At 38.7% G+C, this 22,222-nt stretch carries 13 protein-coding genes; 4 read left to right on the forward strand and 9 right to left on the reverse strand.

Translation table 11 applies throughout. From position 1 onward, the window contains the following. Positions 1 to 2,000, forward strand: a 2,000-nt coding sequence (locus V6259_RS18850) for a hypothetical protein (RefSeq protein ID WP_445928528.1), incomplete at its 5' end; no start/stop codon positions are given. Between the two features lie 68 nt (positions 2,001 to 2,068). Here V6259_RS18850 and V6259_RS18855 read toward each other — a convergent pair. From V6259_RS18855 to V6259_RS18895, 9 genes are all read right to left on the reverse strand, one after another. Beyond that, complete coding sequence (locus tag V6259_RS18855) at positions 2,069 to 4,768, reverse strand: type IV secretory system conjugative DNA transfer family protein (RefSeq protein ID WP_341585844.1); 2,700 nt, start codon at positions 4,766 to 4,768, stop codon at positions 2,069 to 2,071. Continuing rightward, positions 4,769 to 6,712, reverse strand: a complete 1,944-nt coding sequence (locus V6259_RS18860) for a secretion/conjugation apparatus DotM-related subunit (protein WP_341585845.1) — start codon at positions 6,710 to 6,712, stop codon at positions 4,769 to 4,771. Further along, positions 6,709 to 7,452: a hypothetical protein gene (locus V6259_RS18865; RefSeq protein ID WP_341585846.1), complete on the reverse strand. Its 744-nt coding sequence runs from the start codon at positions 7,450 to 7,452 to the stop codon at positions 6,709 to 6,711. The genes V6259_RS18860 and V6259_RS18865 overlap by 4 nt, the downstream gene beginning before the upstream one ends. Before the next feature lie 2 nt (positions 7,453 to 7,454). After that, entirely contained in the window at positions 7,455 to 8,138 is a 684-nt protein-coding gene (locus V6259_RS18870) for a hypothetical protein (RefSeq protein ID WP_341585847.1), read from the reverse strand. Then, positions 8,135 to 8,788, reverse strand: coding sequence for a hypothetical protein (locus V6259_RS18875; RefSeq protein WP_341585848.1), 654 nt, complete (start codon positions 8,786 to 8,788; stop codon positions 8,135 to 8,137). Before V6259_RS18875 ends, V6259_RS18870 begins: the two co-directional genes overlap by 4 nt. Before the next feature lie 83 nt (positions 8,789 to 8,871). Continuing rightward, positions 8,872 to 11,046 (reverse strand): DNA topoisomerase, encoded by a 2,175-nt coding sequence (locus V6259_RS18880; protein ID WP_341585849.1) that lies wholly within the window; start codon positions 11,044 to 11,046, stop codon positions 8,872 to 8,874. A gap of 61 nt (positions 11,047 to 11,107) precedes the next feature. After that, complete coding sequence (locus V6259_RS18885) at positions 11,108 to 16,831, reverse strand: hypothetical protein (RefSeq protein WP_341585850.1); 5,724 nt, start codon at positions 16,829 to 16,831, stop codon at positions 11,108 to 11,110. Then, on the reverse strand, positions 16,831 to 18,087 hold the full coding sequence (locus V6259_RS18890; protein WP_341585851.1) for a hypothetical protein: 1,257 nt from the start codon (positions 18,085 to 18,087) through the stop codon (positions 16,831 to 16,833). The genes V6259_RS18885 and V6259_RS18890 overlap by 1 nt, the downstream gene beginning before the upstream one ends. Continuing rightward, positions 18,084 to 18,755, reverse strand: a complete 672-nt coding sequence (locus V6259_RS18895) for a hypothetical protein (RefSeq protein WP_341585852.1) — start codon at positions 18,753 to 18,755, stop codon at positions 18,084 to 18,086. Before V6259_RS18895 ends, V6259_RS18890 begins: the two co-directional genes overlap by 4 nt. 90 nt (positions 18,756 to 18,845) lie before the next feature. Between V6259_RS18895 and V6259_RS18900 the strand changes: the two genes are divergently transcribed. The 3 genes from V6259_RS18900 to V6259_RS18910 all read left to right on the forward strand — a co-directional run. Next, positions 18,846 to 19,556, forward strand: a complete 711-nt coding sequence (locus tag V6259_RS18900; RefSeq protein WP_341585853.1) for a hypothetical protein — start codon at positions 18,846 to 18,848, stop codon at positions 19,554 to 19,556. A gap of 4 nt (positions 19,557 to 19,560) precedes the next feature. Beyond that, on the forward strand, positions 19,561 to 20,550 hold the full coding sequence (locus V6259_RS18905) for a DotH/IcmK family type IV secretion protein (RefSeq protein WP_341585854.1): 990 nt from the start codon (positions 19,561 to 19,563) through the stop codon (positions 20,548 to 20,550). A gap of 3 nt (positions 20,551 to 20,553) precedes the next feature. Then, positions 20,554 to 22,222: hypothetical protein (locus V6259_RS18910; RefSeq protein WP_341585855.1), on the forward strand; the 1,669-nt coding region annotated here is incomplete at its 3' end.

Here is a 22,222-nt window from a genome sequence, read left to right on the forward strand (position 1 = left end):
CTCAAGAAACACCTACGGCACAAGAAACGTCCACGGCTCAAGAAACACCTACGGCACAAGAAACGTCCACGGCTCAAGAAACACCTACGGCACAAGAAACGTCCACGGCTCAAGAAACACCTACGGCTCAAGAAACGCCTACGGCTCAAGAAACGCCTACGGCTCAAGAAACGCCTACGGCTCAAGAAACGCCTACGGCTCAAGAAACGCCTACGGCTCAAGAAACGCCTACGGCTCAAGAAACGCCTACGGCTAAACGTAAAATAGTAGAGTCTGTTTCGGATACTAAACCGGCAAAACGAGTAGTAAAACCAATAAAACGAGCAGTAACACCAATAAAACAGGTAGAAACACCAATAAAAGAAGAAGATGTACCCTGGACCGCTCAAAATGATTACTCATCCTCGAATACGATTAACTCTAACGCTCAAATGGAAGGAGAACAACATATGTCACCACAAGAAATAACCTCGCCTCCAATAGTCATTGATCAAGATGGAAGACCAACATATGATTCTGAGTGGCTTAATTCACCGGAAGGAAATGCATGGCTAACAACAGATCAAGCAGATCAATGGCTTAGCACCCCAATTGCTCAAATGTATGCATTGGAACAAGCTCAGAACGAAGAACTGAAGGCTAGTTTTATCTCATCTAAGCTAGGGTCAAAGTGGCTTAGCTCTCCCAAAGGGACGGAGTGGCTTAGTAAGTCAATGTTTCAAAAACAGCCAGAGCCTAATAAGAAGGATACTAGTGGATTACATTATAATGACGCAACACAAAATGCATTTAATAAAATGAAAACCGCTCATTTTGAACGTAAGGCGGCATTTAGCGCGATAGCCAGTCAATCTGCTACTGTTTTTGCTGAATTGTTTAAAGCCACTGCAAAAACAGTTGGTGTCGCTGCACAACTTGCTACAGGAGTTAACAACGCTGTTGGATATCTAGGAGATGTTGGTAAAAACACAACAGAGCCGGTTATTGGAATATTAAAGAACACGGTAGAGAAGTCGGCGGACGTCGTTAATAATTCTATAAATAGAAGTACTGACAATGTTAACCATGCTGTAAATAAAACCGGCGACAATTTAGACCATGTCATAGATAGAACGACAGGTATAATCGATAAAACCACTGATGTAATTGCTGATGCAGCTGAAATACCAATTGATGCATCAAGCAAAGTAGTTTCGACTTCGGCCCAAGCAATTAAGAAAGCGACTACAGTCGTTGTAGATGCCGGTAAAGAAGCAGCTCAAGTATCAATGGATACTTTAACTATGGCCAAGTTACGAGTCATGGATCATAAAAAGCTAACTGAGTTAGCAAATTCCTCATTGCAACAATATATTGGGAAGGCCGCAAAAGACAGCCCTGATATAATTGCCGACTTACAGATTGCTGATAGTGAACGGCAAGATCCGCAAAAAATCAAGTTTGGATCAAAGGTATTAAAATTAGATCTATCTAAGACCGATAAAGCGATTATTGGTGAAGTTGGAGAGAAACTGAAAACAGAAAAAGATGTAACCAACTTTCTTACAGCCATAAAAAACCTGAGTGAAAACAATTTCAAATCTGCTCAAAATAGTGCCAATGAAATTCGTGATGCATATGAGACTCTGGAAGCAGATAAGCCACGGGGCGCAAGTATAATTGTTAAAGAAGCTAAAAAACTTGAAGTGAATAATCGTATATCAGGTTTAGCCAAAGGTCTTGTTAAACAAGCGGGGACTGCTATTGAAAATGGACATATAGAACTTAACCCGAAAAGTGAAGCAGATACTATACAACAATTTGAAGATACCAAGAAAACTGTGAATGTTAATGCCGCTGAAGGGGTTAGTATTACGTCTAATCTAAAGTCGTCAATTAGCAATACAGTGAAAGCTCTAGGTGAAGCAATCGGCAGCACATTAAGTAACTTTGTGGATATGGTTAAGACTGCTACCGCCAGCGCACAAACTGCTTCGAATAAAATAACTCAAAAAGCCTGATAGATATTGATAAAAAAAACCTATTTGGTACATTTCCAAATAGGTTTTTTTATATCTAAACACACGTACTAGAGATTATCTCTTTCTTTAATAATACGAATATCAGTATCATTAATGAGATAATCATCAACTAAAGATTTATTATCTATATTGCCTTTAGGTAACAGCTCATCAAATCCTTCTAGGCCATTTTCAGTAAAAACATTCCTTACTGAAAGAATTTCTTCACCTCCTATTACAGAAGCCAGCACTTCATTATCCTCTGCGATCAGGGCAGTTGATCGATCAAGTGAATGACTATTCGATTTATTATCTTGAATTGAATTATCTAATGCCTTATTTTCATCCTCAAACTCGCCTTCATATTCATCATTAATTAGAGGTGATTCAGAATTACTTTCTATGGCATTCTCTACTAAATTGCTTTCATCATTAATACCAGGGTATGACTCATCGTCCTTGTGTTGAGCAGAAATAGAGCTAAACGACACATCAACGCTTTCACTAGCCTCAGCATTTTCAGAAACCAAACTACCAAATGAAACGTCATCTTCATCTTCATGCGAGATGTCAGTAGATGTATTTGTAGATGCCTGAACATGTGAATTCTCTTTAAATACGCTAAGTATTTGACTTTGACTTCGACCTATTAGCTGATCAACCTCATCAATTTTAGGCAAAGATGCTGAATCGGTGTCTACTGACTTTGCGTCGTTTTTAGGCGGTCTAATAGTCTCTTCACCTTTGCCTGTTTCACCTAAAGTAGTTTTATTTGCATCATGCGCTTTTGATGGCGTTGAAGGTCTCGCTTTCTTACTAGCTTTAAATTCATCTATGCCCATAAGCATTGCAGCTAAAGGAATCTTACCGGCTAGATACCCTAACAATTGCTTGCTATCGGGGTCTTGTTTAAATTTCACGTGCTGTTCAGAAAAACCTTCATCTAGCAAAGTTGTTATTTTAGAAGCTAGCTTAAAATCATCGACGGCTGAACGGAGCTTAGAATGATTTATTGGGATCGTGGGCAACTGCACAATTGTTCTGTAGGATTCAGCTTCAAACTCGTCTGTTGGGTAATAATATGACTGCCCTCGTGTTACATGACCGTCACCTATGAATAGGAAATTACCTTGTGGCATCTTTGACTTGTGAGCCAAGTCATCAATATTGAAAGCTGGCACTTCTTGTATCTCGACATTTTTATCAGTCAATATATTACGCGAGGCAGAATCGGAAATTTTCTTAACTGGTACCTTAATTTTAGGTATTAATGCTTCGAATACCGCTCGGGTTCTTTCTAATTCACGTGTTAGCATAAACAATTTGTTGGCGGTAGAACCTGTAATTTGCCCCATCTCTAATTTGTTTGTTTCTTCAGCCGCTATAAGATCCTGTGTTGAATAAACAGCAGCGATACCACATCCACGCCCCTGAGCAGCTACAAGACCCAGTCCACCGGCTTTTAGGCCTACGAAGAATTCATCCGCAACGAATATATATGGAACATCATCGGAGGTCCTTGCGCTGTACATAACCTGATCTTTCTTGCCATGAAAATCAGAACCTAGACCCACGCCTAGGCCGAATTTAACTTGATTGAGTGTAGTTTTAGCTAGCGCTTCAGTATCAGAAACAGATAATGATGCAGTAGGGTTAATTGTAATGCCAATTCGTCGATTTAAGACTAGATCCCTCGGATTAAACTCGGCTGTAATCGATTCATGAATTTGTGGAAACTGAAAGATTAAGAAGGCTAGGGCTGGATCGACGTTGTTTATAAAGTTAGAGAATAATCGAACATTATCATCTATCTGCTTATTAATTTCGTCCTTGTACTCTAAGCCTAACGCCTCGTAAGTAGGCACTAAATAAGCTTCGATTAAATCTTTATCAACTCTTTTATCGTGATAAAGGTTGACAAAATTGTCTAAAACCAAGTAATTACGAATTGTTGAAGGTTTAATCCGTTCGTAATTATTTTCTTGGAGATAGTGTAAAATAGGAAGAACGGCGTTTAGAATTTTCTCAGCATTATCTTTGAAGAATGGATCGTTAGATTGTCCTGAACCCATATATACGTTTAGATTAGAGAATGAGTCATATGCGCGATCGGTAGTATGTAAGTTCATCGTGCATGTGTTTTTCAATGTAGACCCGATCTTTTGAGGGTTATTATAATTGACTACACGAACATCATCTTGCCTTGAAAACAGCATTGCTATAGAAACCATTTCGCCAATTAAACGAACTGTTCCTTTAAAATCCTTCATCCAAAGACCTGATGATAATGCTAGGGCGTTGATATAGAAAACAGATAGAATGAGACTTGTTTTACCAGACCCAGATCCCGCTAGAATCAATGTGTGATATAAAAAATCCCCAGATTTCTTCCAAATCTGTCTATTAGTTTTAACCTCTGTCCCACAATAAAAGTCACCTAAATCACCATGCATCTTTTTCGGAAGATATTTCTTCATTTGTGGCGGAAGTCTAGCCGGTAATGTGGAATTCTCTCTGTCGCTTCTAGAGCTGACAGTTAAGAAATAATGTAGCACATACAGCACTAGACTTATAAAACCATACCCCGCGACCATTAATACCGCCATAACACAGAAAGTGATAAATGTGACGATCAAATATCTCGGTCGCAGAAATAAATATATTAGAGCCCTTTCATATATACTGCCTCTATAAGTAATTATTTCTTCTTGATCATATATCTGGTGATTATTAAAGCCACTTATTTGCACATCTTTGTTCGATGCCATTTATTCGCCTCCAATTAGTGTATTTTCGTCAACTTTGTATTGCGGTTTTAACCATTTTTCAAAAGTTGTCATATAATACAAAACTGACTTTACTGATTGATTAACAGAATAGAAAGTAGATTTCGAGAAATCATTTAGTTCAATAGAAGTAAATTCATTTTCTATTTGACGCTTAAGGTATATTAGTATCTCGACCCATCCATCCGATAGTCTCGTGCTGTTTTCGATGAACTCTTCGCTTTCAATTACTTCAACGGTAAAATCATCAAATATGTTTATATAAACGTTCTTCAATTTACTTGTGACTTTATTACGTTCAATTTTTGATAATTGTTTAGTTAATAGGACATCTACCAGTGAATCACACTTATCTTTAAATTTATCCATAACATAAACTGCAGTAGCGATACGAGAAAATAGCAAACGATCGAATATAATTACCCAGCTAACATTTTCACTCAACCAATCTTCAACGTTTTTTTCAGATTTAATAAACCTTTGTATGGATAGCGAAAGAATCAAATCATCTGATGATTGAATCGTATAATCCGAAATTAAACTTGAGTCAGCGCGATCTAATTTAAATTCCGATTTTAATTTTTTAAATCTTCGATTTTTCTTGAAAGATTCCAAAGGATTGTCTTCATTTGCTAGATTTTGAAGAATTTGATTTGTTTTTTTGTGCCACGGGTTTTTATCTGATGAAACTTTTTGTAATAATAATGTCTTCCACTTTTCATTGTAATCAAAAGTGCCATCTTCATTGGACAGATTTAATCTTGTGTCAAGCTTGTTAATGATAAAGAGATCTAACCATAACGATAAAGGAGAAATGCACTCTATATATGCATTGTTTTTATAGACATCTGGGGAACCAGTGTAAGTATTTAATAATAAATATAAGTCTCTTTCAAAAACCTTTGACCATAGAAATTCTGGTGGTGATAAGTCCGCACCATTGGCTTTAGCCATATAGTAACAAGTAAGTACAAATATTTTATCAAACTTACAATAGTTAATTAGTTTCTTATTAGCTTTAAGCAAGTGTTGTTTGAGGTCATTTTCTTCTTTTTTTCTATTGAAATTGAATTTTTTTACTTCTTTTTTTGTTCCTAAATTTTCTATTACACAAGATCTTGCAAGAAACCTACTATAGGCTTGAGCTTTTGATTTGTTTTCGTGACCCTTTGCGTAGTTCAAAAACAAATTACATAATGCCACCTGTACATCAGTAAGGTCTGATAATTGTACTATTGGTTGACCTAACTGCTTTTGAAATATTTCAGTAAGCTTGTTTATGTTAATATCCAATTTGCCGCTAAATCCACCTAATTCTTGTATATCATCCTCAACTGTTACATATTTTGAATCTTCAGTTTTGTCAAATGTTAAAATTTTTCCATTATAAGATAATATTTTGTTTAAAATGCAAAATCTTATTGGCCCATGCTCCATAGACATGCTGCCGAATGCTTGCTCTTTCGGATTTTTAGCCATCAGAGCGCCATATTTATACCCAGCTATGATGGCAGGGTAATCCTGTGATTTGATTTTTATAATCTCGTTAATCTTATTAATCTTATATCTAAAGGAATATGGCTTAGTCTTAATAAAATAGTACCTCATCCTTCTCCAGAACAGAAATAGTGGTATCGGGTAGTAAAACATCAAACATACACTTATTTTATGAATAGCAGAGTCGCCAGATATTCCATATTTAGATTTTTCATATATATAATTTAATTCACTGATAAAGGAATCAGGAACAATTAAATCAATCATTGGAAACTGGTTTACGAGTTTAAATGTTCCTATGCTCATGTAATGAGCTGGTATTCTTAAAATATTATTTAAAAAGTAACACAAAATTACTAGTATTACTGCCCCAAGTAGAAATAAGGCAAATCCGTCAGACTCACCATTTTGATTGGTATTAGCACTCATTTTTTTAGGCCTCGTGAGAGATTCATTAACGCTATAACAAACAGCATAAATGCGATAAAGTTAAGACAAATTTTTGATATTGATGCAGCTGCGATATTTAGTGAGAACCAGTGAAGAAAGTAGGCCAATAAAACCATTAAGATGCCAGGTATAATCTTTGGAAAAATGCTACTTTTTTGCTGTTCTTTATCTACAAACTCTTTTCTACTATCTTTATCATTGATGATGTCTTTTTTAATAGTGTTTTGTCGTTCCTTTTCACCTGAAAGAGTAATAATTAAATCTGAAATGGTTTTGAATACACCAGAGGCCTGTTTAAAGATGGACGTTATTTCTCGAAACATTCTATACAGTGGGAAAAAAACTAACTTCAAGCCTACAAATTTCTTTTCACTGGCTCCGGCATTATTTATCATAGCTGTGTTCAGTGACTCCACCAGCTCCAATAGGCGTTTGGCTGACTCACTGTCTAGTATTATTCCAAATTCAGGTCTTGGATTGACTTTCATTGACGAAAATTTATCCCCATATTTTATGTCTAAATTCTTTCCATGAGTCACTAAATACTTAAGATATTCTGTATTGATGAGAAATTGTTGATCTAGCATAAAACTCTTATTGGCATTAGGTGTAATCGATTTTATAAATCTTTGTGCTATTTTTTCTGCTTCTTTTGATTTTTTAACATCAATTCTTAAGATAAAGCTTTCTTCCATATAACTCATACTTACTTCGTACATTATTAACTCCCTAGTAGTTGAGCTTGGGCTTTGCATAGCCCCACTATAAGGCTTGAGTATGTCTCAATTGAATCTTTGAATTTAGTGATCCCATCGGATAGCGGTGTTCCTTCAGGGAAATCAGAAAAGCAAAAGTTAAACCTTTCTGCTATATCTTTTGATACAGCATTCCTAGAGCGAATGTCATCTTGTTTAATAATTTGTGGGATTATTTCCATAGTATTGTTAAAAGCAGCGGCTAGTTCTGTCAGGAGAAGGCCTTTATGTCCATTTAAATATTTATTGTCTGCAATTGTTCTATCAACTAATGCAGCGACTTCGACCGCCCACAGAGCATTTTCTAAGGGTATATCGTGTAAATCATTAAAATTATGCTCCGACAGTTCTGAATATAATTCGATGGCCATGCTTATTATTTTGTGTGGTGCCACCTTTTCAGAATGTACCTGATCAACTTGTTCTTTTAAGATAATTCCAAGTAGAAACATAATTCGATGCCCAACATTTGGGTAGTCGATATTGGAGTGGTTTTTCTTTATTAATTTTAATTCATTTTTGAAATCTTCTTTTAGTACTTCCGGATCTTCGCTATTGGTCATTGCAGCTATGAGAGGTGCGAGAGATACAACGCCATCCAATAGCAAAATAGGTGTATCGTTATACTCGTAAGATTTGTTGTCGTTCATCTAGCTGGCATAACCTTAGAGTATGAAGAGGCAGTTTTTTTGTATTCTTGCACTTCACTTTCGCTGAGCTTATGTATATCAGCACTGTTAGCCATTATGCAGCATGTTACGTATGCGCTGTCTTCGTCAGATACGACTGGTTCTACAATAAGATTTTGATGGTAGAAGCCTTTTTCATAAACATTCAAAGTTGATTCTAAGATTGAAATGTATGAAGCGATTTTCTTAGGGGTGGTTAGTCGCCATGCTTTGGAGCTCTCTGGAGTAAGACATTCAATGACTTTAAAAAAATTGGTATGTCTTTTCCCGATTTTTCTTACTTTAGACAAGAGAGGAGCTGCTAAAATTAATGCTTCTGAAGGGTGTGAAAACTCGCTAGAGCTTATGTAGCGTAGAAACTTGCCACGTGATGGCTCCCCGTCTGATTCATTATTTTCATGGACCATAAAGCCTTTGGCACGCAATGACACGAGTCTATTTCTAAAGTGCTCAAAAAAGATCCTTTCTTGGCTTATGTCTTCTAGTGACCGAGAGTTGTTGTCTTTGGCACAGATAACACTATTACGCTCTGTGCGTGTGGTATTCATAACCTCACCACATGATTCGCAACAACGTTGCTGCAGGAAAGTACCAAGCTTAATTTCGCTCATAATGAGGCCTCATAAAGTAAAATCGATTAATGTTATTAAATATTATCTAATTTAATAACATTAATCCGTATAACTCAATTAGTTCACTTAAAAATAAAGTTTTTGCATTCTTTACTTGAGCATCTCAGTGCTTTGTATGCCTTTTCATTCTTTTTACTTACTCCCGCACAAGTCAACATAACACCTTCACAAGGTACTCCATCGTAAACTTTGTCACATCGATCTCCATGGCCATCTAAGTCCTTTAACGGCTCAGATTTGTAATCAGGAAATCTTTTGTTGCACGATTGACAGAAGTAACTTATTCCGAATTTCCCAGCCTTTTTCTCAATAGGCCTATGGCAAATCGGACACTCGTAGCCGGTTATTTTCAAAGGGGCCGTAAACTCAAAGAGCGCAGGATTAATCTTTACGGTATTGACCAGGTCTTCAATGTATTTGTGGTTTTTACTAAGGATGTCTGCGTACTTTGCAGAACCCTTGAGAATGAGATTAAATTCTTTCTCCCAAGTAGCAAAGAGAGAGATATCAGTTAGCTCTTTAGGTAGAGCGTTATAAAATGCAATCCCAGTGGGTGTAGGCTCAAGAAATATCGATTTTTTGTCTGTAACCTGTTTGACAAGGCCATGCTTGATTGTTTGTTCAATAGCCGGCCCCTTTGTGGCAGAAGAACCAAGACCACTGTTTTCATCTTTTTCGAAGTATTTGGCAAGATGCTCAAATTCTTCCGGCAAGTGTTTTCCAATATTGGATAGCTCTTTTACTATATCGTGTGATTGAAGCCTTGGTGGGATCTTTGTTGAGGATTTTTTGGTAACGACTTTTTTAGGATAGCTTGTATTTGTAGCTATATCCGGTATCTGAATGATTTTCCTCTTGCTATCGTCATAGAGGCTCCAGCCGTCTTCTAGAATAATTTCGCCCACGGCTTTGACATTGTATTCACCACAGCGTCCATATATTGTCGTTTTCTCAGTAACGAGGTTTCCAAGAAACATCATGCTGTAGCGAACTACAACCTCCTTGTAAACATCCCACTTAATCCCTTTAGTATCTTGATCCCATCGTTTACCAGTCGGGAGGATAGCGGTATGAGCTTCCTCCGCTTCCTTACCCTGCAATGTGACCTTACTACTTGTTCTAGAATAATCTAGATCCACCAGCTTATTATTGAGAGACTGATTAACTACATCTAGAACAGGCGGTAGAACCTGCTTTGCTCGTGCCCATTCTGAATATTCAATAGCGTTACCATCGGTACGTGGATAGCTTTGGTATCCATTTTGATAGTTGTCGTTTGCAGCCTCCAGTACACTGTTTGCACTATATCCATACTTTGTCCCCATACGTATTTGCAATGTGTCTTGCTTAAATGGCTCGGGTGGGGGGGTAACAACTTTTTCTATGTACCTTTTAGTAATTACTAGTTCACTATTAATGAGTTTTTTTGAAATCTCATCTTTTTGTTCTGTAGTAAAAACCCTTTCACTTTCAACCTCAAAGTCAATTGTTCTATTTCCTGAAGTTACTCTCAGATGAAATGTATAAAATCGCTCGGGAATAAAATGTTTGCGCTCTAAATATCGCTTAACAAGTATCGAAAGGACAGGAGTCTGTACTCTGCCACAAATCAATTTACCGTCAGGCAGTTGATTCAATTTCTGGGCTGTCAGGGAGTAGAGACGACTCAGGTTCATACCAACAGCATAATCAAGGCGCTGCCTACATGCTTCGGATTGAGCGATTTTAATAAAGGGCTTATATTCCGGCAGGTCTTCAAAATTTTTGTCAAATAATTCACGGCATCGATCAGGATCATAGGTTTTAATGCCTACTCTTTTTGTCATACCTTTGAAACTGGCCATTTGACGTACTAGCTCGCCAATATATACGCCTTGCTCATCAGGGTCTGTACTTAACACCAGAATGGAGGATTTCTGGATTTGTTTTCTTACATGGGATTCCAGTGCTTCTTTACGTTCTAGCACCTTGAATTGATTTACGACTGCAAAGGGAAGGTCATCAAGGGACCACTGTTTGAACTTAGGATTAATGTCGTGCGGCTCTAAAAGAGTGTAAATGTGGCCTTGAGTGTATCCGATAAAAACCGATTTACCTTTCCAAGAACCATAGAAGCCATACTTGTGAGTAGTGAAATTTGAACCTTTATTTAAAGCCTTGTAGACGACTTCTGCGACAGTTTTTTTCTCCGTGATTATAGACACATCAACGGGATTGATATTGCCATTACTAGCCATGCTTTTTTTCCCAAAAAAAAATGGTCCGGCCGCGAGTGCGACCAGACCATGGTAAGGTTAATTAATACTTTGGATTATTAGAGGTAGGATTAGCTAGGACCAGTTCAGCACTTTCTTGACGGTCTTTAATCATTTGAGCTTTTCTTGCTTCAAGCATAAAGTCTGTCATGTGCTGCATGACTGAGCCATCATAAGATACCTCGTTGGTATTTAACGAAGCTTCTTTTTGAGGGGATTGTACTTCCACGTACTGATTTGGCCCTGCTCTTTCATAGACAGGTACACTGTCTATCCTGTCAATAATATTGTTCCAAACTTCTGAAGATTTAACGTTTTTACCTTCAAAGGTTTCATAAGGGTTAAGCGAGTCTTTTTTCTCATTAATCCACTTATACTCTAGAATTGATAAAAGATTTTTACTATGTAACAGGGTATTTATTGCATCGACATACTTTGAGTCAACAGAAACACCTAAACAACGAGTTTTCTCTTGAGTGTCAATTGCTTGCTTTAACGCTTCGTGAGTTTTGTATTTGTAGGTCTGCGGAAGATAGTATTCAACCTTAATTGAGTCTTGTTTTGGCTCGAATCCACGCTGAATTAGGAAATCATTAATCATGATGGCAAATCGGTTAGCATCTTTATACTGACCTCGCTCCTTCGCTGTAGGGAACATCTCATTAATACGTATATCATTCACTACATAGCAATGGCGTGAGTCGCCGCTAGAACCATAAATTTTCTGATTGTTAAACGGGTCACGCATCAAATACGCTTGTATTGGCGAACCAGATAAAGAGTCGTGATTACACATAGAGAAGAAATCTTTTAGACCTCTCTGTATGGTCATAGAATGAATTCTAGCTTCGTTGTCTTTAGCTCTGTCGCTACCAATAATATAGTTTTTGTTCCATTGTTCTGATTCAGCTTCATCTAGCCCAACAGTCAGACCTATCCATTGTCTCTTAGGGCTAAAGTGGGACATAGCACCTGCCTTGTTAGTCATGGCGATATTATCTCCACCCAACTTATAGTTAACTGTTAGATTATTGCCAATATCTTCCATGATGTTACCCATACGAGCATAGGCAACGGCCTTATCGGGGTAAATGTTGCTAGAACCAGAGTCATTTTTTCTTTGCATGACGAAAGTTAAATCGTTCGGCATTATGCCATAGGATTTTTTCTCACGACCTTTGTTTGATGTGTGATGGGCCAGTGGGTTCGTATCATCCGCGTATCCTGCAGAGCTAGCTTCTTGGATGTATTTGTTCATTTCCGCTGAAATAAGCGCAACTCTCGCTTTAACTAACTCCTCGGATTCGCCGTACTGATTATCCTTGGCTTCTGAAATTTGCATTTCATAACGCTCCACAGTGGACAAATATTCTTCTAAGTTGGTATTAGTACCACCGCGTTTTGCTAAGTAATCTACCACTGTAAACGTAGGTTTACGAAGAATCCCATCATCGAAGCCAGGTTTAATGTTTGATATCAGCTCTTGAACATAAGGTCCGGTTTGTAGTCCTGACGCCCCTTTACGAGTGTCAATCATAGTTTGCTCTATACTCGACTCTAAGCGTTTATTAACAGATTGCTGCATTCTGTCTTGAGCTTTTTTAATCATCAGCATTTTGGTTTCGTCTGTTGCTTTGGCCATTGTTTTCGCAGCATGGTTTTTTGCCAATTCTGCAAGAGCTTCCTTAGGGTCGAACTTACTCACATTAATCAAATCTGGATCTTTACCGCACAAATTTGAATCTAAATAGATCATGCTCTGAATGGCGGGTTGATTTAGATGTTCTGCGGAGACTTTAAGGTCAGACTTCTCAGATAAAGTCTCCCCAGAAGGCCCTACAAAGCTTATGGCGTATGATTTACCAGCATTTTCAGCAGGATCAATTGACTGCACGCGAATAGCTACGTCATCCATAGTCGCGTGCTTAAAAAAAACCTGCTTATTCCGATCGACTATTTTTGCAACTGGCTTTAATAGAACATTATCTGAAGATACGAACTCCATATTGTCGGGATTAGATTCATCTAAAACGACAGTTTTTTGTTCTTTCTGGTTTACCTGTATAAGCTTATTTTCTAATTCAGAGGTGACATATTTAAAGAAATCTTTCTCGTTATCCAATGCACCTACAATTGTATGCCGTGGGTACATTTTTTTCGTTGAATTTTTAGCTGCCTCGTTATGTGACAGCTCGTCATCAATATACCGGTCAATTGCATCAATTTGCCTCGCTCCATATATCCCGCCGTCACGGTTATTTATTGCATTGCGCATGTCCTCGACAAAATCTTTTGTTAGGAATAATGCATCGTTATGTTCATAGCCATCTTTTATGTGTTTGTCATATTCAGATTTAACAGCGGCGATGACAGCGCTAACGAATTTACCGTTCTGTGCAAGATATCCACCTATTTGTAAATTAACCTCCATCTTAGGGCCAAACAACAGTGGCTTATCAGATCCATCAGTAATCAAGTTATTGCCTTTAATGTTGCGCATAGACAACTCTTGTCCATTCATTAATACAGGCGATCCATCGTAGCCAAGAAGAGCGCCATTTTTTGCCAACATAACATTGGCATCTTTTAGCCCCAGCTGCTTGATTATGGAACTATCCGATTCAATACTTCGACCGTCTTGTAATTGAAGAGTCACGTATGCCGTCTCATTTGAGTTAGCAAGCTGAGCTCGAACAGTAGCGACATTCTCCTTAATGGTTAGGGGATCACCAACCTGTATTTGACGATTTCCGTCCACAAGGACAGGTATAGACTCGCCTATTTCGTAACCGGTATCCGGCATAGGAGCCTCAACTGTTCGTCCGTGAGACGTGACAAGAGACCCACCATGCTTTCCAGTTAAGATTCGAATTGAATCTAACTTTGGGCTGGTGGATAGAATACCAGTCGGTTGCTGCTGAACCGCGAGTAAACTATTAGAATGTTTTAAGCCCATAGCCTTAAAAAGAGGGTGATTTACTGAAACACGCTTGCCATCCCCATCAACAATATTATCTGATACGAGGACAGGAGAAGGGAATAGGTCAAGATCCTTCAAATAGAGATCAGAAGGTTTTTTTAAAGTAGTAAGATCAAGTTTGTTTTCTTTTAACTTTATCTTCAACATTTCCTTAGACACCACTTCTGCAGTATCACGTGAAATTACTACTTTACCGTTTTTAGCTACTTCGTTACGCATCATATCGAGCAGAAGAGGGGAACTAGATCGAATTTCTTCTTTTGTCATTTCCTCATCAATAACAAGACCAAGATCTGCATTTAATGGGGCTTTTGCGCCGTAAACAGTTAGATTCTCAGGTTTAAGCCATCCTTCTGGCGAATCGTTATTGACACTTAATCGTGCTAGGCGCTCTTTGTATACGAGCTGTCGATTGCTTTTAGTTAATGCATCCCCAGGGTCTTTGTAGGCACCAAATTCTGAAACCTCATCGATTTGTTTTCCGATATCCAAGTAATGTGTGCCGATACTTTCAGGGTCGACATCGTGATTGAGCAAATATGTTATCGCTTCAATGCCATATAGCCGACCGACATTACCGCTATTAGGTTTGTAAATATCGTTATCTAGAACAAAGTTATACTCAATGTCTGGTCCATACTTATCGTGTAAAACTTGAACTGTGTTAGGTAGTTCTTGTGCAGACAGGTAGGCTAGATGTAGCACCCTCTCATCAGCTTCTGAGTAAAATCCTTCAACAGTGTGTATATCAGTAATACCCTCAGTTAGAACTACGCGATCAACTTCGCTAGGAATCTCACCTATGCTGTATACCCCCGTTGTTCCAGCACCTAAGCCGGTTGGGTTAATAGGTAATTTAGCTTCAAATTTTTTGTTTGAACTCCCCGACATTGTTTGCAATCGAGTTAGGCTCTGAGTGGACGCAAACTCATTGTCTAGTGTCGGGTCAGTCGAAGATATCTTCGATATCTTAGCAACAAGTGTTTCTTTATTGTGATCAAATGTCATTTTCAGGTTGGGAAGATTACGCTCGACCTCAAAAGGGACCTGCTTACGAAGGAACTCATATGGTGGTCTCTCAACGCCGCTCATAGCATCAAAAGCGCTCGACTTAGTGACTAACAAATCACCAACTTCCTGTCTAAGCTGCTCTTCACGTACGAGGCGGTCTTCGGCATTTTTAAGATTAATTTTTTCTATTTCCAAACTTGACCGTAGTTTTAATAGGTCAACATTCTCTCCATTAAAATATCCATTCATTTCTAACTCAGAATCTTGTCGATATTGTCTACCAGCAATGGCGACTCCGACTACTGATCCTAAGCTTGATCCACCATTGTGAGCATTTACGGCGAGAACATGAGTACCATCATTGTCGTAGATAGACACAAAGACATCATTACCCGCTTCGCCAAGCGCTTTCTTTTTCATTAAAAGAGAGCCGCCAACACCATTTTCAAAGTTTTCTAATTTCAGCTGGCCCATTGCGAAATACTTAGAAAATTTCGCGACTTCGCCTTCAATAGCACGTGCAAAAGGCACACTTCCACTCAGTTGGCCACCAAATAGCTGCACAGCTCTTTCTATGTTAGGTACATGGGATTTGTAATAGTTACCAGAATCAGTAAGTGATTCTAATGTACTTGTTGAGTAGCTTGCCTTTTCATATGCGTGTGGGTGAGTATCGACAGTAGTGCCTTCTTCTAGTAGCTGCCTTAATTCTCGCTTTACGGATGAGAACGCCTTGGCGGGGAAGCCATATGAGGCAGGGGCTTGTTCAAAATCCTTGGTGTTACCATTTTTTAATTTCAGATCATTTCGAGCAAAACCACCGAGGCGCCCCACGATAGACTTGCAGTCACCATCACCGACCACAACGAATCCATTGTTAGAGGGATTGCGTAACAACTGTAATGGTGCGGCACCAGTCAGCTCATGTAAATGTGATTCAAAAGCTTTTATCTGAGAGGCGCGATCTAATTGAAAGTGTTGTTTATGACTATCATTGATTAGTGCGTTTGGCACCACATAACACTCTTTTTTAAGACCACCTATATCGACTGTTTTTATCGCCCCAGAATTTCTTAATTCATTAGCAATATAAAGCTTTGTCTCGGTGTTGAACGACGTTTGGTTATCAATAGGACTGACGATAAGATTGGATTTTCGTTCGTATTCTTGAAAAGCAATTTCTGCAGGTTGTAAATTAGCCGGTAGTTTTTGTAACGGCTTTTCAGTTGCCAATGTATGAATTAGTTGGCCATCATTGGATATGAGTTTTGCTAAGTCAATTGGAGTTAAGTTTGAAGCTGCTACAACGACAGACGATCCTCTTTGCGCAACACCACTAAGCTCCTCAGAGAGGATGTTTCCGACAGCCTCGGCATCTTCATCTAAATCAAAATTTATCCGATAGCTTGTTAAGTTGTTGTCGTGTTTTTTGGTTTGCAATGAACCGTAGAGTGTATTGTCATCAAGCGTTACAGAGATTGCATTCAATTCAAGCTGAAAACTAGCTTTTTCAATGATGGTTTCAGCTCGCTTAGTTGTTATCTGCGCCTCGCTTCGCATTTGTTCATCAAGCTGTTTAAACGGTATGTTAGTGGGCTGCATCATTTTACCAGGGGCGCACCAGCTAAAACCATAATGATCAAGAACAACTAGTTCATTATCGCTGAATGAAATCTTATTCTCAGGTGTAGCAATATAAGAAGGCCTCCCGTCAACTGTAGTTGAGTGTAGGTATACGTTTGTTCCATCAAAGTTACTAAAGTGCATCAAATCCATTATTGAACCTCCATTGATAGATATTTACTAGTTTCCTGATTTAGATAGAGTAGCGGCGAAAAAATATCACCTGCTTGACGAGATAGCTCTGATAGAGAAAGCATCAAAGCGCCTGTAGACTGCGTAACTAAGGCCGAAATGGTTAAATTGTAGTTTTCCACTAACATAGCGATAACTAATCGCTTATCGTAAAGCTCATCAATTATTTGTTCGGGTATGTTCTCTATCATGATTTTTAGTTCAGTAGCATTTACAGGGCTATGGTCGCGAAGATTATTGATTGCCTCGCGCATAGCTAATGCATAATTGCCTATAGAATTCTCTATAGACATAGCGATTTCATGGTACTTTTCCCCTATCACTTGGATCTCTTCGTCGTTTATTGCTTGACCACGACTAACAGCCTCAACAGCAGTATCGATACGGCCAAGCTCTTCATTAGAAAGGGGTACAACCTCTTTTATATGATCAACAGTTAACCTGTATGAGTTGGGCGCTTCACTGATGGTTGCAGAGGCTAACTCCATAAAAAAATTTGCTAGTGTTACGTTAAATCGATGCCGATCTAGTTTGATAGTTCTACCGATCTCATTTAAAAAAGGATCTTGAAAGCAGACAATTCGAACATACGTTTTTTTAGCAATATACCCTGATAACCAGCCAAGTTGGCTGGCAATTATCCGCGCTGAAATCTCTTGATATTCTGCTATATCGTCTGGAAAGTTAGGGATCACAGGTATAATGATATGCATACTGTTTTCAAGCCCTTGGCAATCCGGTAGGGCAAACATAAGGGGGGTCACACTGAATTTGGACTGTAAAAAACAGGATTGCACTTTTTCCGTTAACGCCTTCGCGGCGGTTGGTTCTGATTGGAAATGAGAACAGATTGGAGCTAGTAGAGCTTGTGAAATATTGGAGACATTTACCAAAGAGTTCAGCTTTTCCTTAAGTCCCCCATCACATAGACCAAAGCAACCGTTACTATCAAACCGGCTACCAGATAAAACTGTTTTAATGAAAAATGGGGAGGTCTGAATGAGAACTCCTTGAACGAGTTGAAGCAGAAAGCTTTCAATTGTATTTGCTGTGCCAATCTCAGTCTCTTCGAGTTCAAGTAAGTTCTTTTCTGTCATTCCGTCGGGTATTTGAGATAGCACGTATGCAGAAAATTGCTCCACACTGACGTTCCCCAATAAACCTCTTGAATCTGCATTTTTAAGTAATATCTCAGCATTCGATCGGCTTCTGCTCACTTTGTATCTCCTAGAATTTTATCAATTTCTTTAATTGAGGTTGGGTAGTAGATTTTGTCTTTGTAATAGAGTGCTGGGACATATGGACGAAATGTTTTTTCATCAAAACTTTTCCCATCCGCTGTCATTTGTTTTTTGGCCAATGACGTTAAGACTTGATAGTTGAAGCCCATTCGGGCGAATCTGGATAACAGATCTTTAGGAACATTTTCAAAGTCGATGTCATGTTTTTCACCGAGAGATTTGAACGATGAGCAATTTTCTTGACACCCAATGTCTGATACATTTTTGTAAAAATCTGGTAGTGCAGCTCCAGAAGACAAGTTCCACAGAGCTTGGTATAGAGAGCTTCTGCTGGTAACACTCGCGCCAATAAGTACGTAATTAAATCTGTTTACATTTCCTCTCAGTAGGGCGTCACGCCTGTATTCCTTCCAGCCTAAACAGTTGTAATCAATAAATAAGATTGGTTTTTCTACATTAATTTTGGGGCTTAGCCACTTAGCTACGTGCTGGGGGACGACCCAGCCGTCATCTTTCTGCTTGTTTAAAGGCAAGCTTTCTACTGAATTTCCAACCTCATTAAGTCCGCTTTTGTCTGAAATACTCGCGGTATCTGCTAAAGCCACCCCTGAAAATACTAATAGAAAAAATAATAGAATATGCATTTTAGGTACCTTATAATGATATTAAATGAGGTAATTGTATTAACGTCAATAAGCTTATTAAGTATATAACTAAATTGAGTGATTAAACAGATGGCACAAAAAGGAAATGATTTTGAGAATACAGACGGTGTTAGCGCCTGTTCGTCAGACAAGCTTAAAAAGTCTGTCGGTAGGTTAAGAGCTATAGCATCCATATCTTTCACCACAGCATTCATTGCCGTAATAATTGCTCTACTTGAGCTCTTCTTGATTTTAAAGCTCGCACACCCATCGACTATTCAAACAATAAGCTATCTCAATGACGAAGGCGTTTTAGTCACGGAAAATGCAATATCGAGCGTCCCAACAATTTCTCAGTCGAGCTCATTTTTGCAAAGCTGCCTGAAAAAAACTTTTCAAGTAACGTCTGGTTCATATGATGATGATATTAAGCAAGCCAGTTATTGCTATGACTCTAGAACCGAGCCTTTCCTTAGAAAAAGGATAGGGGAGATAGTGGACTCATACTTTTCTAGCAGAAAAATAGTGGGTGGTTTTACTGTTGATAGGATTGGTGTCAGTTACGTAAATAGCTATAAGTCAGTTGGTCATGACATTGGCTTTTGTACTAAAGACATTTTTAAAGCGATTCCGGAAGCGAATGATTGTAGATCCTACGATTTCACCGTGTATTTAGACGCTATCAACTATCAAACAGGCAAAACTGCGCCGATTGATTACAAAGGTAAAGTTGCGTTAGTCATTACTAATCGTGCTTCTGACGAGCGCGGTCAATACATTCATATCTTGCAAGCAGAGTAAAACAATGAAAGTTCGAAGCCACGTTGCCGCTACAGTCGTATGCATAATTTGCAGCCAACCTACATTTGTATTGGCTGCTGATAAAGAAGTTCCTATGCCATTTAATCTTCATGATGTTGTAACCAATGTCTTGGATAAAAAGACAGATAGCATTATGAATATAGATGAAAAAAAGAAGGCTTTAGAAAAGCTTCAAAAATATAGAATTGAATCAGAGTCTTTGGTGAGTAGTGCATATGACAATGTAACTCCAATTACTACCCCTATCTACATCAATATGGATGGTACGGGGCCTATGCCAGTAATCAAAGTAACCCCGACACGACCAACCACCATCGCCTTCTTAACGGAAGATGGCAAACCTGTACCAGTTGGAACCCCTATAACAAAAGATCCTGTGAAAGGCGAAACAGCACGATTTTCTGTAAGTAAGGTTTCTGATCTCGCCCATGTTTATGAATTCAGTACAAACGTTTATAAAGGTGAGACTACGATGGATTTGTATTTTCAAAATTCTACATTTCCAGTCACCATAAAAGTGGTCGCAGGGACAGAATATCATGCTGGCGCTAAAGCAATTGTTCTTGAGTCTTCTAGCTCAGTTCAGGATATGCCTCGCTCAGAAAAAGACATAAATAAGACGTCAGGAAGTGGAGCGAAAATGTCTCAAATTCTCTCCACATTAGCAAACACTAGAACCCCACCAAAGAATTCAACGTTACTAGATATTGAAGGAATAACTCCAGGCGTAATCAAACGTCCGATGTTAAAGATTTATCGATCCCGAATCGAAGGTGAGACTTTTCTTCTATTTTTAACTAATGGGCAGCTACAACGGCCAGATTATATTGAAAGCATGCCCTCAATAACTGTTCGGAATAGACTTTGGGCTTATGCGGTCCCAATTGAAAACAAGAAAGATATTATCTCAATAACTTATGGCGGTATAAATCAACTATATGCCGTAGTTCGTCAAAATCCAATTCGGGATTAGAAAATGAAAAAGATACGGTTTTATTTAATTATTGCAGCTCTATTCTGCGCTGTCCTTTTCGCATCTCTTTTTTTCAGCGGGACAATAAGTATCAAGGAATTATTTGGTATACAGGAAGCCGTTACTCCGACAGCCACAATATCAAATAAAGACACTAAAAAAATTGAAAATGCTGATGGCAACGTTGATGCTAAATATGAGTCTGATTATAAAGCTACACTAAAAAAGCAGAACTCCATTGCCAGACAAAAAGCATCAGTTGCTCTCAACACTGACTACGCCAATGGCGGCATAGTGATTGATGAGAAATTGATGAAGTATGGTGTAGAGAGAGCAAAGAAAGAACAAGAAAAACCACATGTATTAGTTGAAAAAAATTGCTACACCTGTCAGAAACTGAACGAAAAACAGATAGATGATCGCATCAATGCCGCTATCAAAAAACTCAAAAACTCGGGCAATCTCGTTGATTCTGCAAATCAAGCACCTAAATCCCTTTCTGATAAGGTCTTAAGCCTTATTCTACCGAATGGCCGCTCCGCAAGATTGTTGACTGATGCCGGTGAAGTGCCGTTCATTATCGATAGTGACGGCATATTAAACGACCCTACAACAGGAAAGCCTTTAACAAAAAATGGAAAAATTCTTACCCGCGCCGACTTAAAACATAAATCGACAATTCTTACAGATGGCTACGGCAATTATTACGATACTAATGGGCGAAAATTAAAGAAAGAAAAGCTGAAAAAGTCAGATCTTAAAGGCATGACTTACAAAGGCAAAGCGACATACGTTGATAAAAACGGGCAACTTCGCTATGCGGATGGTTCCCCTGTTCTGGATGAAAATGGTGATGCCGTATTTTACGATGAAGATAAAGGCTTCGTAAATGCTAGCGGTGAAGAGTCAAGCTTAGGCAACAATCTCAAAGGTATTGATGGAGCTGTAATTAATGCTGATGGTACTAAATTTGCTCCCGAAAATGGCGCTTTTTCAATTGCTAAGGACCCCATCACAAAAGATCAACTTGATGGCATGCTATACGACGGGAAAGCTACATACGTTGATAAAAACGGCCAGCTGCGCTATATGGATGGCTCGCCTGTTTTAGATGAAAATGGAGACTCTGTCTTTTATGACAAAGATAAAGGATTCATTAATAAAGACGGCAAGAAGTCCAATCTTGGTTCAAAACTCAAAACTTCTGATGGCAAACTCATAACGGCGGACGGGGATGTGATTGCCACAACATCAATTACCCCTCTATCCGACGAAGAGCTTAAGGGGCTAACTTATAACGGGAAGGATACATACGTTGATAAGAACGGCCAGCTTCGATATGCAGATGGGTCACCAGTATTGGATGAAAATGGCGAATCTGTATTTTACGATAAAGACAAAGGATTCGTTACGAAAGATGGCAAGATCGCAGCGGTTGGCGACGCACTTAGGACGGCAAGCGGTAAGGCTGTCACCGCAGATGGTGGGGTCATAAATAGTGTGAGCGAATCACCAATAACCAAAGACCAGCTAGACGGCATGCTATACGACGGAAAAGCAACCTACGTTGATAAAAACGGGCAACTTCGCTATGCGGATGGGTCACCAGTTTTAGATGAAAATGGGGAATCTGTTTTTTACGATAAAGACAAAGGCTTCGTCACCAAAGATG

Origin of the sequence: Marinomonas sp. TI.3.20 (assembly GCF_038155025.1) — a bacterium.
In the GTDB taxonomy this organism is placed as follows: Bacteria; Pseudomonadota; Gammaproteobacteria; order Pseudomonadales; family Marinomonadaceae; genus Marinomonas; species Marinomonas flavescens.

Excerpts from the sequence above, each read along its gene's own strand:
- V6259_RS18855 (WP_341585844.1), bottom strand. The coding sequence starts at position 4,768 with ATGGCATCGAACAAAGATGTGCAAATAAGTGGCTTTAATAATCACCAG.
- V6259_RS18860 (WP_341585845.1), bottom strand. The coding sequence starts at position 6,712 with ATGAGTGCTAATACCAATCAAAATGGTGAGTCTGACGGATTTGCCTTA.
- V6259_RS18865 (WP_341585846.1), bottom strand. The coding sequence starts at position 7,452 with ATGTACGAAGTAAGTATGAGTTATATGGAAGAAAGCTTTATCTTAAGA.
- V6259_RS18870 (WP_341585847.1), bottom strand. The coding sequence starts at position 8,138 with ATGAACGACAACAAATCTTACGAGTATAACGATACACCTATTTTGCTA.
- V6259_RS18875 (WP_341585848.1), bottom strand. The coding sequence starts at position 8,788 with ATGAGCGAAATTAAGCTTGGTACTTTCCTGCAGCAACGTTGTTGCGAA.
- V6259_RS18880 (WP_341585849.1), bottom strand. The coding sequence starts at position 11,046 with ATGGCTAGTAATGGCAATATCAATCCCGTTGATGTGTCTATAATCACG.
- V6259_RS18885 (WP_341585850.1), bottom strand. The coding sequence starts at position 16,831 with ATGGATTTGATGCACTTTAGTAACTTTGATGGAACAAACGTATACCTA.
- V6259_RS18895 (WP_341585852.1), bottom strand. The coding sequence starts at position 18,755 with ATGCATATTCTATTATTTTTTCTATTAGTATTTTCAGGGGTGGCTTTA.
- V6259_RS18900 (WP_341585853.1), top strand. The coding sequence starts at position 18,846 with ATGGCACAAAAAGGAAATGATTTTGAGAATACAGACGGTGTTAGCGCC.
- V6259_RS18905 (WP_341585854.1), top strand. The coding sequence starts at position 19,561 with ATGAAAGTTCGAAGCCACGTTGCCGCTACAGTCGTATGCATAATTTGC.